This window comes from Streptosporangium carneum (assembly GCF_027922005.1).
GTDB classification, from domain to species: Bacteria; Actinomycetota; Actinomycetes; order Streptosporangiales; family Streptosporangiaceae; genus Streptosporangium; species Streptosporangium carneum.
Map to the genome: position 1 here is coordinate 1 of NZ_BSEV01000033.1, position 13,747 is coordinate 13,747.

Genomic DNA, 13,747 nt, shown 5'->3' on the forward strand with positions numbered 1-13,747 from the left:
CGTGTTCCCATCCTATCATGTCCGCCCGGTTCGTGTCAAACTGTCGCTTTTCGCTTCAGCCCGCACTCACCCGGCCGACCCTCCAGGAGTCCTGCCTGCCCCGTCTCCGGAGCAACCCTTCTAACTTACCGAGACATTCGGTCCTTGTCCAATCGTCCGCAGACAACCTGGACACCTCTGCCGAAGCAAGAAGAAGGGGGTTGCTGAGCGGTTCGCCGCTCCGGAGGCCCTCTGGCCTCCGCGGTCTGCCGCTCTGCGAGAAGAACACTACCAGTCCTCACGTGTCACAGAGACAACTTGCCAACCATCCCCAGCACTCGCGCGTCCCAAACGTTCGTAGGCAGTCGAAGCTGCGCAAGCGCTTAGCAAGCCCTTCGCAATCGGCTCTGGATACGAAGAAGGCACGAGGGTCAGGATCCTGACTCCACCGTGGAGGTGAGCACCATGACCCGTTCAGAGTTCGACGACATCCGCGCGCACATCGACGCGGAGGCGGATCACCCAGGTGACCTGCTCAGGCTCGCCAGGTCACTGCTGAGCGACCTCGAGGACGCGCGGATGCGCGAGGCCATGCTCCGCGCCCAGCACCTGCGTCTCCTCACCGCGGCTCGGGCGACGGCCGCCGCCGAGGCGGCGGGGTGCTCGACTCCGCTGACCTACGTCACAGAGGAACTCGCCCGCCAGGGCCAGCTTCCCCTCACCGAGGACGAGGTGAACCAGATCCTGGTGGACGCCCGTACCGCGACCGCGTTGGCGACTCGCCTGGAACAGACCCCGACGGTCGTGAACGGAGGCGGGCCTCGCGTCCGCAGATGTTCCGGCACGAGCCGCAGTCTCCCCAGATGAGGCGTTCCGCGTCATTGACCTGGCCTTGAACCAAGATCTGCAACACTTCAGGCATGTGGCGGCGGGGGCTGGATTGGGGCGCGACGACCCTCGTGGGGGTCTTCGGTGTTCTCTGGAGCGGCGTGGTGGTGTTCGCGGCGGCCGAGGGGACGATGTGGACGCGTCTCGGGCAGGGGGCCTTCGGGGCGTTCCTCATCGGCTGGTCCCTCTACAAGGCCGCTGTGCTGCTACGCCCCTCCCGGCCTCGGGCCAAGGCGCGGCACCGCAGAGTCAGGGCCTGACGGTCTTTCAGAAAGCGGTCCTGTCCTTTCAGAAACCGGTTCTGAAAGCGCGAAGCTCATCGGCGACCTCCTGGCACGGGACACCGAGGTCGAACCGGCTGAGGAGGAAGATCTCCTCTCCGGTGTCGATCTCCAGATACTCCGTGCGCGAGGAGAAGCGGGTCCGCCTGTCGACCCGGATCCGCTCGATCGCACTCCACGGCACCCGCTCCGCCCCGGCGAACCCCCGCACCACGACGAGTCCCTCGCCGTCGGCGCTGAGTCGTACCGGCGCGAGGAGGTCGCGCAGGGCGAGCCCCGTGGCCACCAGGGCCGCGACGCCCGCGAGGACCGCCCCTCGCGGATCGTCGAGGCTCAGTACGGCGAGCACGGCGAGCACCAGCGCCGCGACGACCTTGACGACGAGGAGCTCCCTGCGTACGCGCCAGCGCAGGACCGGCTCTGACATGTCAGCCACACCTGCACGCTAACCGCTCGCTCCCCCGGACCGCTCGCTCCCCGCTCGTTCCGTGCGCCCCGGTTCCCGCCCCTCCGGCCCCTTCGCCCCCTCTGTCGCTCAGCTCTCCGGCACGTACGGCGGCGCCACGCCCCACCCCCAGCGCGGCACGGGCGCCTGGGCGATCGGGGTGGCGCCCGGCTGGGAGTTGGCCAGAGCCAGCCGGGTCCCCCACTCGACGTAGCCGACGAACGCCGCGCGGAACTCGGGATCCGCGGGGAGCCCGACCTCGTCGGCGGCGTCCAGGAGCAGGTTCACCCAGCGGCGGCGCTGCGGTTCGCCGATGCCCTTGCCGATGTGCTGGGAGAGCATGTGGGGATAGCCGCCGCGCTCACGGGTGTAGCGGGCGGGGCCGCCGAAGACCTCGCTGAGCCACATCGCCACGTACGCGGGATGGCCGGGATCCATGCCGGCGAAGAGCGGCCCGATGAGATCGTCCTTCTTCACATGGTCGTAGAAGACCTCGGTGAGCCGCTCGAAGGCCTCGGCCCCGCCCGCCCACTCGTAGAGCGACGGCACGGCCGAGCCCTGCCCCCGGACTCCGGTCGGCGCGTAGTGACGCATCTCCTCGATGGCGGAGACGTAGGGCCGGATCTCGGCGAAGAACGCCCCGAACAGAGGACCCTCCCTGAACCCCCGAAGGTGCTCCTCCGCCGAGGTCCAGGTGATCCTGAGGATGTAGCCGCCCGGCTCCTCCACACAACGTGTGAGCTCGTAGTCCACGCACTCGGGAGCGTCGGCGAGCGGCTTGGCGGCTCGCCGGTAGGCGGCCTCGAACTCGGATGACGACTCTTCGGGCACGCGGTAACGAATGTATTCGACGATCATGATTCGCCCTTCATCGGAAGACGATCTACATAATCACTGTAATCATGTAATTGTCTACGAGGCGCGGCATGAACGGGCCGGGCGAAAGGCGGGAGGTTCCGAGAAGAGGACGGGAATCGGAGGCCGCAACGAGAAAGGCCCTGATCTCCAGGAGATCAGGGCCTTCTCATCAGTAGCGGGGACAGGATTTGAACCTGCGACCTCTGGGTTATGAGCCCAGCGAGCTACCGAGCTGCTCCACCCCGCGTCGGTATGTTTAAAGATTACCGGCCCCCGCGGCCAAGAGCAAATCGGCTGCGTGACGCGCCCGTCCCTGCCGCTCCCCGCCCCGGATCCCGGCCTCCTGGATTCCTTCTCGGCGGGCCGACGATGAGGGCTCGTCGTGGCGCGGGGGTTCGCCGGGTCAGGGCGGACGCTGTGGAGCGCGATCGGGCGGACCCGTTTCGCCTCACGCACGGAGCTCCGACAGACTCCGGCAGGAGGCGCGGGCGGCACGGCCCGGGCTCTTCGACGGGAGGCGGCCCTCGGGGAACGAGAAAAGCCCTGATCTCCAGGAGATCAGGGCCTTCTCATCAGTAGCGGGGACAGGATTTGAACCTGCGACCTCTGGGTTATGAGCCCAGCGAGCTACCGAGCTGCTCCACCCCGCGTCGGTGTGTCTGAAGACTACCCGGCTTTGGCGGTGGAAGCGAATCAATAACTCGGAGCGGCCCCTAGGGACTCGACGAGGGCGATGGGGACGGGGGCGGCGAAGCCGTTCCCGAAGGCGTCGGGGCGGGAGTCGCCGACGACGACGGAGCCGGGGTGGCCGACGACGACGGGGTCGGGCCGGCCACCGGCGTCGAGGCGTTCTTCACCTTCTCCAGGGCGCTCTTCAGGGCCTTCTGCGCCTCGCCGTACTTCGTCCAGTCCGGCGGGTTGGCCGTCAGGGCCTTCTGCGCGTCGTCGTAGGCCTTCTGCGCCTCGGCGATCGCCTGGCTCAGCGCGGTGCTGGGCTGGGCGGGCACGTCTGGCTTGGTGACGTCCGGCTTGGTCTGCTGGGCGCCCTCGCCGAAGACCTGCTGCAGCGCTCCCTCGAGGGTCTCGGCGAAGCCGACCCTGTCCCCGTAGGAGACCAGGACCCTGCGGAGGATGGGGTAGGGCTCCTGCCCCGAGGAGGCCGCCGTCTCCACGTAGACCGGCTCGATGTAGACCAGGCCGTCGGCGAACGGGAGGGTCAGCAGGTTGCCGTAGCGGACCTTCGCCCCTCCGATGTTCAGCAGGTTGAGCTCGCCGGAGAACTTGTTCTGGAAGTTGTTCTGCACCTGGCCTGGGCCGGGGATGGTGGTGTTGGAGGGCATCCGCAGGATGCGCAGCTTGCCGTAGTCGGGGCCGGGCGTGGCGTCCACGGACATGAACGCGGCGAGGTTCGGACCCTGCCGTGGCACGAACGTGGTCGTCAGCGAGAACGTCGGCTCCGTCGTGTTCGGCATCCTGACCGACAGGTAGTACGGCGGCTGCTTGACGTCGCGCTCGCCGGAGGACGGGTCGTTCGGGACGTTCCAGAAGTCCTGGCCGCTGTAGAAGGCGTTCGGGTCCTCGATGTGGTAGCGGGACAGCACGTCACGCTGGACCTTGAACAGCGCCTCCGGGTAGCGCAGGTGCTGCTTGAGGCCGTCCGTCATCTCGTTCTGCGACTTGATGAGGCCGGGGAAGACCTTGCGCCAGGTCTGCAGGATCGGGTCCTTGTCGTCCCAGGCGTACAGGGTGACCGTGCCGTCGTAGGCGTCCACGGTGGCCTTGACCGCGTTGCGCATGTAGTTGATCTTGTCGCGCGGCTGCTGCACCACCAGGCGCGGGTCGGTGACCAGGTCCCGCGTCATCGCCTCCAGGCTCCTGCTGTCGGAGTAGGGGTAGGAGTTGGAGGTGGTGTAGGCGTCGGCGATCCAGACCACCCTGCCGTCGACGATGGCGGGGTAGGGGTTGTCGTCGAGGCTCAGGAACGGCGCGACCTTGGCGATGCGCTGCTGCGGGTTGCGTTCGTAGAGGATCTTGGACTTGTCGTTGATGTCGCCCGACAGCAGCAGGTTCGTCTCACCGTACTTGGCCGCGTAGAGCATGCGGTTGAGGAACGAGCCGACCGGGACGCCGCCCTTGCCGGTGTAGGTGGTGTTCTGCTGACCGGTGCCGCTGCTCTCCGGGTAGTCGAGCTCCTGTCCCGGCTTCCTGTCCCCGCCGACGATGACGTACTGGGGAGCGGACGGGGACTCTCCGAAGTAGATCCGCGACTCCTTCAGACCGGTCTGCTGGGCCAGCGAGCCGGTGACCGGCATGTCCTTGGCGTCGAAGGCGGGCAGGCCCTGGGAGTCGACCTCGTTGCCCGGTGCGGCGACGAAGCCGTATCCGTGGGTGTAGACGAGGTGCCGGTTGATCCAGTTGTCCTGCTCCCTCGGGGGCCCCGTGAGCTCCCTGACCGCCACCACGGTGTCGCGCATCTTGCCCGACGCGTCAGGGTAGCGGTCGACGTCGAGCGGGTCGTGGAAGTCGTAGTAACCGCGGATGCGCTGCTTCTGCTGGTAGGTCTTGGCGACCAGGTTGGGGTCGAGCAGTCGCACGCCGGAGATGGAGCTGTCGGTGGTGACGTTGACCTTGGAGGGGTCACCCTGCGCCGCGTACTCGATGACCTCGGTCTTGTCGATCCCGTAGGCCTTCCTGGTCGCGGCGATGTTGCGCTTGATGTACGGCTGCTCCCTGTCCTGCTGGTTCGGCTTGACCTGGAACTGCTCGACCAGGGCCGGGTAGACCCCGCCGATCAGGATGGCCGAGAGCACGAGCAGGCCGAAGGCCACGCCGGGCAGCATGCCGCCTGAGCGCACGACCCCCGCGAAGAACAGGACGGCGCAGATGAGAGCGATGATCGCCAGGATGGTCTTGGCGGGAAGCACCGCGTTCACGTCGGTGTAGGACGCGCCGTAGGCGAAGCCCCGGTCGGAGAAGACCAGTCCGTACCGGTCGACCCAGTAGGCCACCGCCTTCAGCAGCACGAAGACGCCGAGCAGCACCGACAGGTGGACCCTGGCCGCGCGGGAGGCGTGCAGCCCGGGCGACTGGATCCTGAAACCGCCGTACAGGTAGTGCACGACCGCCGCCATGATGGCCGACAGCACCACCGCGGTGAACAGGAAGTTCAGCACCATCCGGATGAACGGGTAGGTGAACATGAAGAACGACAGGTCCAGGCCGAACTGTGCGTCCTTCTCGTTGAACGGGGTGGCGTTGAGGAACTCCAGCCACGTCTTCCACTGCCCGGCCAGTGACGATCCCGAGAACAGGGCGAGCACGCCGACGCCGATCAGGAAGATCAGTTTGCGGTGTGGGTCGAGGGCCATCCGATAGCGGTCCGCGCCGCTGGCGCCGCCGAACATCCCCGGGCCGAACATGGGCCGAACCCGGTAGGCCAGCAGCATGTTGCCGCCCACGAGGCCGACCATCACCACGACGCCCACGATGAAGAGCAGGATCTGCGTGACGACCACACTGGAGAAGACCGCCGTGTAGTCGACCGAGTCGTACCACAGGTAGTCGGTGTATATGCCTGCAAAAAGGAAGAACAACGCGACAACCGCGACTATCGCGATCGCGACAGGTAGCAGCAGTCGTGGCCGGCGGGGCAAGCGCATCGCCCTACCGGCTCCGGGGGTCCGGAAGCTCAAGGCCAACCCCTTGTCGTAAGAGCACGGTCCGTGTTTGGAAACCTACACCGGCGGGGCTACGGCCGGGCTGAGCCGCTCAGGCACGGTCCGGCCACAACTCCTCACAGAGCAGGCTTCAACAGTGCCAACGTACGAGATTCCGGATGAGTGCCCTGTCTCCGGTTCCAACGCCGAAAACCGGCCCCGTGCATCGGACGCATGAAGGCAGGCCCCGGACGCCCGAAGGCAGGCCTCGGACGCCCGAAGGCAGGCCTCGGACGCCCGAAGGCAGGCCTCGGACGCCCGGAGGCGGGCCGGACCCGCCGGGACGCCCGCGCGCGCCGGAGGTCAGCCCGCCGAACACGCGGGCACGGTGCCCGTGCCCGTGCGGATCACGTCGATCGCCTTCACCGCGTCGTGCAGGGTGGCGACCCTGTAGAGCTTCATCCCGTCAGGAACGGCCTTGACCGCCTCGGCGCAGTTGTCGGCGGGCGCGAGGAAGACCGTCGCGCCCGACCTCCGGGCGCCCACCATCTTCTGCTGGATGCCGCCGATCGGACCGACCTTGCCCTCCGGGGTGATCGTCCCGGTTCCCGCGATCGACTTCCCGCCGGTCATCCCGCCCGGGGTGAGCTTGTCCACGATGCCCAGGGAGAACATCATCCCTGCGCTCGGGCCGCCGACGTCACCGACGTTGATCTTCACTTTGAAGGGGAACTTGTAGCTGATCCGCATGGTGATGCCCACGATCGGTGTGCCGTCCTTGGCGGCGACCGTCGGGACGGCCACGGTCATGCTGCGCTCGCCGCGGTTGACGGTGAAGGTGACCGTCTCCCCCGCCTTGTGCTTGCGGACGATGCCGGAGACGCTCTCCCTGTCGGTCGCGGGAACCCCGTCGACCGAGACGATCTCGTCGCCGGTCTTGAACTTCCCGTCGGCGGGGAAGCCCTTCTGCGTGGAGGCGACGGTCACCACCGAGGTGTAGGGGATCTTCAACTCGGTCAGCGCCGCCGCGGTCGCGTCGTCCTGGGAGTTGGTCATCTCCTGGGTGTTCTGCTGCTCGACCTCCTCCGCCGTGCTCGTCGGCGGGAAGATCGTCTCCTCGGGCACGACCGCGATCGTCGGATCGATCCAGCCTCTGAGCGCGCTGAACAGGTCGATCCTGTTGCCGGGGCCGCCCTGGTAGGCCACGGTGACCAGGCTCAGTTTCCCGTCCGTCGGATAGGTCTCGTGCCCCTCGATGCTGATCACCGGTTTGCCCTTGACGTCGCCGATGGTGTTCTCCGTCGGCCCTGGGCTCAGCACGACGTACGGCACGGGCAGCAAGGCGCCGACAACGCCGAGCACAAGCGTGAGGAAGCCTGCCACCATCAATGTCAGCGCTCGTCGGGACATGGGAGGAAGCCTATTCCGTGTGACCGGTCGAGGAGCCGCACGCACGCGCCGTCATCTTCCCGATCGTACGGTGCGCGCCCGTCTCCCCGTCGCGGGCCCCCTGGCCGCGAGCCGCCGGACGCGGGCGCCCCGCGGACGTTCGGGCGGGGCCGAGCAGAGCGGGGCCGGGCGGTCAGTCGCAGGCGCCGACCCACTCGGTCGAGCCGTCGGCGAAGATCTGGTTCTTCCAGATGGGGACCTCGCCCTTGAGGTCGTCGATCAGGCGCCGGGAGGCCGCGAAGGCCTCGTCCCTGTGGGGGGAGGCGACCGCCACGATGACGGCGATGTCGCCGAGCTCGAGGTCGCCGACCCGGTGCACCGCGGCCAGCGCGGTGATCGGGAAGTCGGCGGCGACCTTCTCCGCCACCCGGCGCAGCTCGCCGGCCGCGCCGGGGTGCGCGGAGTAGGACAGCCGGGTGACCGGCTTGCCGTGGTCCTGGTCGCGCACGGTGCCGACGAAGATCGTCGTGCCGCCCGCGGCGTGGTCGCCGATCGCGGAGAACACCTCGTCCACGGAGAGCGCGCTGTCGCGAATGTCGAGCAACCGGATGACGTCCACGGCAAAAGGCTACCGCCCCGGGGAAACCGTCCCCGGGTCGCGGCGCGGACGGTTCAGACGCGGCGCTTCTTGCGCGCGGCGCGGACGATCGCGGCGGTGCCGAGGACCGCGACGGTCGCGCCCGCGGCGGTGAGCGTGGCCTCCTTGCCGGACAGGCGACGGCCGACCACCGCGTGCTTGCCCTCACGCAGCTCCAGGAGCTGCGTGAACGCGGCCTCGTTGCTCCACATCGGCTTCCACCCCGCCTCGCGGAGCGCGGCGCAGTCGACCACCCACGGGTAGACGACGTAGTGCAGGTCGGTCGCGGGGGCCGGGGTGATGCCGAGACGGTGCAGGCGCTGGGCCGTCCCGAAGGTCAGCCCGGCGGGGAGCTCGAAGCGGCGCAGCCCCGAGAGCTCCTCCACCTGGTCCTGCTCCAGCCACCCCTCGCCGCCCACGCCCACCACTCCGGAGACGCCGCCGAGCGCGGCCACCTCCAGCGCGGAGACCAGGTCGTCCACGTGGCAGAACTGCCAGCGGGGGCTGCAGCCCTTGACGCTGAGCAGCCTGGGCGCCTCGAAGTGACGGGTCACGACGCTGTCCACGCCGGGACCCACCACGGCGGCGGGACGGATCACGGTCACCTCGAGACCGGGATGGCTGCGCAGCGAGCGCCGGACCAGTGCCTCGATCTCCAGGTGGTCGCCGACGATTCCGGTGTCCGGTTCCGCGGCCACCGCCGAGTCCTCGGGCAGCGGGACGGGGTTGTCCGGCGTCGCCCCGTACACCATGGCGCTGGTGACCAGCACGACGCGGCGCACCCGGGCGGCGGCGCTCGCGGTGAGCACCGTCTGGGCGGCGCGCAGGTTGTAGGCGCGCCGTTCGGCCGGGTCGGCGTCGAGGGCGTAGTCACCCGCCAGATGGACGAGGACGTCGATGTCGGAGATCCGGTTCGCCAAGAGCGGATCTCTGACGTCGAGCACTCTCCAGGTGACGTCGGGCACGTCGCCGCGCTGCTCGTCGATGGCCACGACCCTGCGGAAATCCGCAGACGAGGCGACCTTCGCGAGGAAGGCACGGCCGATACCCGAGGCCGCGCCGGTTACGGCGACGACCGGGAGCCGGGGGCGTTTCGAGGTAGGCACCAGGTCCTCACTTTGCACTGACCCACCATGCGACGGATAACGTGGCGGATGTGGACTCCTCCATCCTGCACGAGGTAGAGCGGTGACTGACTTGCCAGGTCGGGAAAACGACCCCAATGAGAATCCGTTCGCCATGTTCGGCGACCCGGAGCAGATCGCAGCGGCCATGCGCCAGTTCGCCGACATGCTGTCCGCGCCGCAGAGCTCCGGTCCCGTCAACTGGGACATGGCGAAGAACATCGCCCGGCACGTCGTGGCCGCCGAGGGCGACCCGAGTGTCATGGAAGGCGAGCGGCGTCAGATCGTCGACGCGCTCAACCTCGCCGACCTGTGGCTGAACGAGGCGACCGCGCTCCCGAGCGGGGTGAACAACCCTCAGGCGTGGAGCAGGTCCGAATGGATCGAGAAGACCGTCCCGGTCTGGCGGCAGCTGTGCGACCCGATCGCGGCCCGCATGGTCGAGACCATGAGCGGCACCCTCGGCGCCGCGGGCCTGCCCGCGGAGGCCCAGGCGATGGCCGGGCCGCTGATGGGCATGATGAAGCAGATGGGCAGCATGATGGTCGGCCAGCAGATCGGCCAGGCCCTCGGCTCGCTCGCCCGTGAGGTGGTCGGCTCGACCGACATCGGCCTGCCGCTGTCCGACAACGCCGCTCTGCTGCCCGGCGGCATCGCCGCCTTCAGTCAGGGCCTGGAGACGCCCGCCGAGGAGATCCGGATCTATCTCGCCCTCCGCGAGGCGGCCCACCACCGGCTGTTCCAGCACGTTCCGTGGCTGCGCGCGCACCTGCTCGGCGCGGTCGAGGAGTACGCCAGGGGCATCACGGTCGACGTGTCCGCCCTCGAGGAGCAGCTGCGCGGGCTCGACATCAACAACCCGGAGCAGCTCCAGCAGGCGCTGAGCGGCGGCAACCTGCTCAAGCCCGAGGAGACCGAGCGGCAGAAGGCCGCCCTGGCCCGCCTGGAGACCATGCTCGCCCTGGTCGAGGGCTGGGTCGGCACGGTCGTCGACGGCGCCGCCGACGGCAAGCTGCCCTCCTCCGCCGCGCTGGCCGAGACCGTACGGCGCCGCAGGGCGACCGGCGGCCCCGCGGAGCAGACCTTCGCCACCCTCGTCGGCCTCGAGCTGCGCCCGCGTCGCCTGCGTGAGGCGGCGACCCTGTGGCAGGCGCTGGAGCGCGACCGGGGCGTCGACGGCCGCGACGCGGTCTGGAGCCACCCCGACCTGATGCCGACGGCCGACGACCTCGACAACCCCGAGGGCTTCGTCAGGGGCGAGCCCGAGCTGGACCTGTCCTCCCTTGAGGCGTCGCTGAACGAGCCCCCGTCCGAGCGCGACAAGCCCGCCGGGAACGGGAACGCCGAGGGTTCCGACGGCCCCGAGGGCCCGGAGAACGGCGGCCGGGGCGACACCGCGTGAGCCTGCACGCGCACGCACGGGCGGTCCTCACGGCGTGGAGGGCTCCGACGGCCGAGGAGGAGGTCCTGCGTGAGGAGTTCCTCCAGCACGTGCACGCCTACGAGGACGCGATGTGGCGGGAGTGCGCGCCGGGTCACCTGACCGCCACGACCGCGGTCGTCTCCCACGACGGCGAGCGTGTGCTGCTGACGCTGCATCCGAAGGCCGGGATGTGGCTTCCCATGGGAGGCCACTGCGAGCGGGACGACCCCTCGCTCGACGCCGTGGCGCTGCGGGAGGCCACGGAGGAGTCCGGCATCCCCGGCCTGCGACTGCTGCCGGGGCCGCTGGCCCTCGACCGGCACCGCGTCTGGTGCCACCCTCCGTACAGCCACCACCTGGACGTGGAGTACGGCGCGGTCGCCCCGGCGGACGTGGAGGCCGTGATCAGCGACGAGTCGCTCGACCTTCGCTGGTTCCCGATCGACGAGATCCCCGAGCTCTCCGACGAGGCGACCCGCAGGCTGGCCAGACGCGCCCGCGACGCGATGCGCTCCGCCTGAGAGGCGCTTTTTCGTGTCGTCGGGGATCTCCGCGACGTCCGGAGGCTCGCTCCGTCGAAGCCCCGCGCCGGGACACCCCTGTGACGCGCGGGGGCTTCACCCTGCCGGAGGCTCCCGTCGTGTCGGGGTGCTCCCGCCGCGTCGGCGAACCCGGCCCGCAGGGCGGGCCTCGGTGACGGGCCGGCGAACAGCTCCGTATGGTTGGACCGTTTTACACCCGTCTCACGTGGCCGTGGATATCGTCATCCCGTCGAGGTGAGCGAGCGAATCGAGGCAGTGTGAGCGTGGACGTCTCGGCGGGCACGAACGTGGTTGGCGGCGCGGTCACGACCCCGCCCCGGCGACGCTGGCGCATCCCCAAGGCCCTGGTCTGGGCCGCGGTCACCCCGTTCGCCGCGTGGGCCGCGGCCAGGGTGACCGGACTCGAACGCGGATCCCTGACCACCCAGCTCATGACCGCCACGCCGTACGCCGCGGCGGGGTCACTCGTTCCCCTGCTCCTGGCCGCGGCGACCCGCAGGCGCGCGGCCACCGCCGTGGCGCTGGTCACCACCGCGGCGTTCGGCTTCAGCGTCCTTCCCCGCGCCCTCGGCTCCGCCGAGGCGACGTCCGGGACGCCGCTGCGGGTGCTCAGCCTCAACATGCTGTTCGGCCACGCCGACCCCGAAGCGGTGATGGACCTGGTCAGGCGGTTGAAACCCGATGTGCTGAGCACCCAGGAGCTGACTCCGGGGATGGCCGACGAGTTGGACGCGGCCGGTCTGAAGGACCTCATGCCGCACCGGGTGCTGCAGACCGCGTGGAGCGCGAGCGGCAGCGGTCTGTACTCCCGGCACTCCCTCACCCCGCTGGAGAACCTGTTCCGGCCGATCGGCCACAACATGCCGGCCGCCGTGGTCAGCGTCCCCGGGGCCGGGGACGTCGAGATCGTCGACGTCCACCCCTTCCCGCCGCTGGGCAGCCAGGTGCACGAGTGGACGGCGGCCCTCGACTCCTTCCCCGCCGCGTCGACAGACCGGATCCGCCTCTTCGCGGGCGACTTCAACGCCAGTCTCGACCACGCCGCCATGCGCGCCTTCCTCGGCCGGGGCTACGCCGACGCGGCCGACAGGGTCGGTCAGGGGCTGATCCCGACCTGGCCCGCCAACAAGAAGACCCCGGCGCTCATCACCATCGACCACGTCGTGGTCGACCAGCGGGTGAACGTGAACGCGGTCAGCGTCCACACCGTGCCGGGCACCGACCACCGGGCCGTCTTCGCCGACCTGCGCCTGCCCCGCCTGCCCTCGTCCTGAGCCGGCCGTCCTCCGTCCGGGTCACGCCGCTGCGGCCTGTTCAGGAGGAGAGCAGCGCCCGGGTGTTGTCCCAGCCCTCAAGGCCGGGGTCGAGCCTGTGGATGTCGCGGGGGTCGCGCAGCCGGTGCCAGCCCGGGCCCGTGGCGACCGTCCTGGGGCCCGGCGCGCGGGCGCGCAGGGACCTGACCGGTTCGGGGTCGTCGAATCCCACTTCGGCCCAGTCGGGAAGGGGCAGGTGGGCGGCGATCGCCACGGCGCCGCCGTCCGCCGCCGGGCAGACGGCGACGCGGGCCCTGCCCAGCTCCCGGAAGAGCTTTCCGATCAGCAGCGGCGGCAGGTCGGGCGCGTCGGCGCTCAGCACGACCGCCTGCCCGCCGTACGGCAGCGCCTCGAAGGCGGCCCTGACCAGCTCGGCTCCTGACAGGTCGGGGATCTCGACGACAGGCGTGCCCGGCCAGACGATCTCCTCCATCCCCGGCACGCTCGTCACCAGGACCGGGGTGACGAAGTCGAGAGCGGCGACGAGCTCGTAGGCGTCCTCGGCCACGGCTGTCAGGAAACGCGCCGGATCCGTCCCCGGCGGGGCCCCGGCCGACATCGAGGACGTGACGACGACCGCGACCGTCCGCTCCTCGGTCAACACTCCTCCGCGGCGCCCGCCGCCATGGAGAATCCCTCGAGGAATCCCCGTGCGCGTTCGGCCTTGGGATAGTGTTCGACCAGGGCCCAGAACCGAGGACCGTGGCTCGGCACGAGCAGGTGCACCAGCTCGTGCATGATCACGTAGTCGACCACCCACGACGGCATGCCCCTGAGCCGGGTGGAGATCCTGATGGTGCCGTGATCGGGGGTGCACGATCCCCATCGGTGCTGCTGGTTGTCGACCCAGCGCACGCTCGACGGCTTCGCCCTTCCGTCGAGATAGCGTGCGGAAAGCTCACTCGCCCGTTCGAACAGGTCGTCGTCGGAGGGGCGTCTCCGCTGCTCCTTGGCCGCGAGCCGGTCGAGCATCCGGCGTACCCATTGTTCCTCGTCGGTGCTGCTGAGGCCGGCGGGGAGCAGCACGATCGTTTTCTCGCCGTCGCGGTACGCGGAAACCGTCCGCCGACGACGAGAACTTCGACGGACCTCGACTGTCTCGGGGGGCACATATGAACGGTAGCCGAGAATCACGAATTCACACCAGAGGGCCGAAGACGTTCTGGCTGGTCAATCCCTGTTCGTTGATTGTTCAGCGAGACCGGTTGGTTA

13 protein-coding genes and 2 tRNA genes are annotated in these 13,747 nt (G+C 69.4%); 5 read left to right on the forward strand and 10 right to left on the reverse strand.

Annotated elements, in window-relative coordinates; translation table 11 throughout:
- Positions 1-444: 444 nt before the first annotated feature.
- Both PKF00_RS38740 and PKF00_RS38745 read left to right on the forward strand, forming a co-directional pair.
- A complete protein-coding gene (locus PKF00_RS38740; RefSeq protein WP_271222731.1) occupies positions 445-846 on the forward strand; it encodes a hypothetical protein in 402 nt (133 codons plus the stop codon).
- A gap of 53 nt (positions 847-899) precedes the next feature.
- Positions 900-1,127 carry a hypothetical protein gene (locus tag PKF00_RS38745; protein ID WP_271222732.1) on the forward strand — a complete coding sequence of 76 codons (228 nt, stop codon included), beginning with the start codon at positions 900-902 and terminating at the stop codon, positions 1,125-1,127.
- 28 nt (positions 1,128-1,155) lie between these two features.
- Here the strand turns inward: PKF00_RS38745 and PKF00_RS38750 are convergent, their stop codons facing one another.
- From PKF00_RS38750 to PKF00_RS38785, 8 genes are all read right to left on the reverse strand, one after another.
- A complete protein-coding gene (locus PKF00_RS38750) occupies positions 1,156-1,575 on the reverse strand; it encodes a PH domain-containing protein (protein ID WP_271222810.1) in 420 nt (139 codons plus the stop codon).
- Between the two features lie 108 nt (positions 1,576-1,683).
- Positions 1,684-2,451 (reverse strand): group II truncated hemoglobin, encoded by a 768-nt coding sequence (locus PKF00_RS38755; RefSeq protein ID WP_271222733.1) that lies wholly within the window; start codon positions 2,449-2,451, stop codon positions 1,684-1,686.
- A 173-nt stretch (positions 2,452-2,624) separates the two neighbouring features.
- Positions 2,625-2,698 (reverse strand) — tRNA-Met (locus PKF00_RS38760).
- Positions 2,699-3,027: 329 nt separating this feature from the next.
- A tRNA-Met gene (locus PKF00_RS38765) sits at positions 3,028-3,101 on the reverse strand.
- A 63-nt stretch (positions 3,102-3,164) separates the two neighbouring features.
- Positions 3,165-6,110: a UPF0182 family membrane protein gene (locus tag PKF00_RS38770; RefSeq protein ID WP_271222734.1), complete on the reverse strand. Its 2,946-nt coding sequence runs from the start codon at positions 6,108-6,110 to the stop codon at positions 3,165-3,167.
- 360 nt (positions 6,111-6,470) lie between these two features.
- The gene (locus PKF00_RS38775) at positions 6,471-7,517 is read right to left on the reverse strand and encodes a YlbL family protein (RefSeq protein WP_271222735.1); all 1,047 of its coding nucleotides are present in this window, start codon (positions 7,515-7,517) and stop codon (positions 6,471-6,473) included.
- A gap of 172 nt (positions 7,518-7,689) precedes the next feature.
- Positions 7,690-8,115: a molybdenum cofactor biosynthesis protein MoaE gene (locus PKF00_RS38780; protein WP_271222736.1), complete on the reverse strand. Its 426-nt coding sequence runs from the start codon at positions 8,113-8,115 to the stop codon at positions 7,690-7,692.
- A 53-nt stretch (positions 8,116-8,168) separates the two neighbouring features.
- Positions 8,169-9,242 carry an NAD-dependent epimerase/dehydratase family protein gene (locus tag PKF00_RS38785; RefSeq protein ID WP_271222811.1) on the reverse strand — a complete coding sequence of 358 codons (1,074 nt, stop codon included), beginning with the start codon at positions 9,240-9,242 and terminating at the stop codon, positions 8,169-8,171.
- Between the two features lie 130 nt (positions 9,243-9,372).
- Here PKF00_RS38785 and PKF00_RS38790 point away from each other — a divergent pair, with 130 nt between their 5' ends.
- The 3 genes from PKF00_RS38790 (at position 9,373) to PKF00_RS38800 (ending at position 12,496) form a co-directional block, all read left to right on the forward strand.
- A complete protein-coding gene (locus PKF00_RS38790) occupies positions 9,373-10,659 on the forward strand; it encodes a zinc-dependent metalloprotease (RefSeq protein WP_271222737.1) in 1,287 nt (428 codons plus the stop codon).
- Complete coding sequence (locus PKF00_RS38795) at positions 10,656-11,201, forward strand: NUDIX hydrolase (protein WP_271222738.1); 546 nt, start codon at positions 10,656-10,658, stop codon at positions 11,199-11,201. The genes PKF00_RS38790 and PKF00_RS38795 overlap by 4 nt, the downstream gene beginning before the upstream one ends.
- Positions 11,202-11,479: 278 nt before the next feature.
- On the forward strand, positions 11,480-12,496 hold the full coding sequence (locus PKF00_RS38800) for an endonuclease/exonuclease/phosphatase family protein (RefSeq protein WP_271222739.1): 1,017 nt from the start codon (positions 11,480-11,482) through the stop codon (positions 12,494-12,496).
- Positions 12,497-12,536: 40 nt separating this feature from the next.
- On the opposite strand, the gene PKF00_RS38805 is transcribed toward PKF00_RS38800, so the two are convergent.
- Complete coding sequence (locus tag PKF00_RS38805; RefSeq protein ID WP_271222740.1) at positions 12,537-13,136, reverse strand: DUF2064 domain-containing protein; 600 nt, start codon at positions 13,134-13,136, stop codon at positions 12,537-12,539.
- The gene (locus PKF00_RS38810; protein WP_271222741.1) at positions 13,133-13,645 is read right to left on the reverse strand and encodes a M48 metallopeptidase family protein; all 513 of its coding nucleotides are present in this window, start codon (positions 13,643-13,645) and stop codon (positions 13,133-13,135) included. The genes PKF00_RS38805 and PKF00_RS38810 overlap by 4 nt, the downstream gene beginning before the upstream one ends.
- Positions 13,646-13,747: the final 102 nt, after the last annotated feature.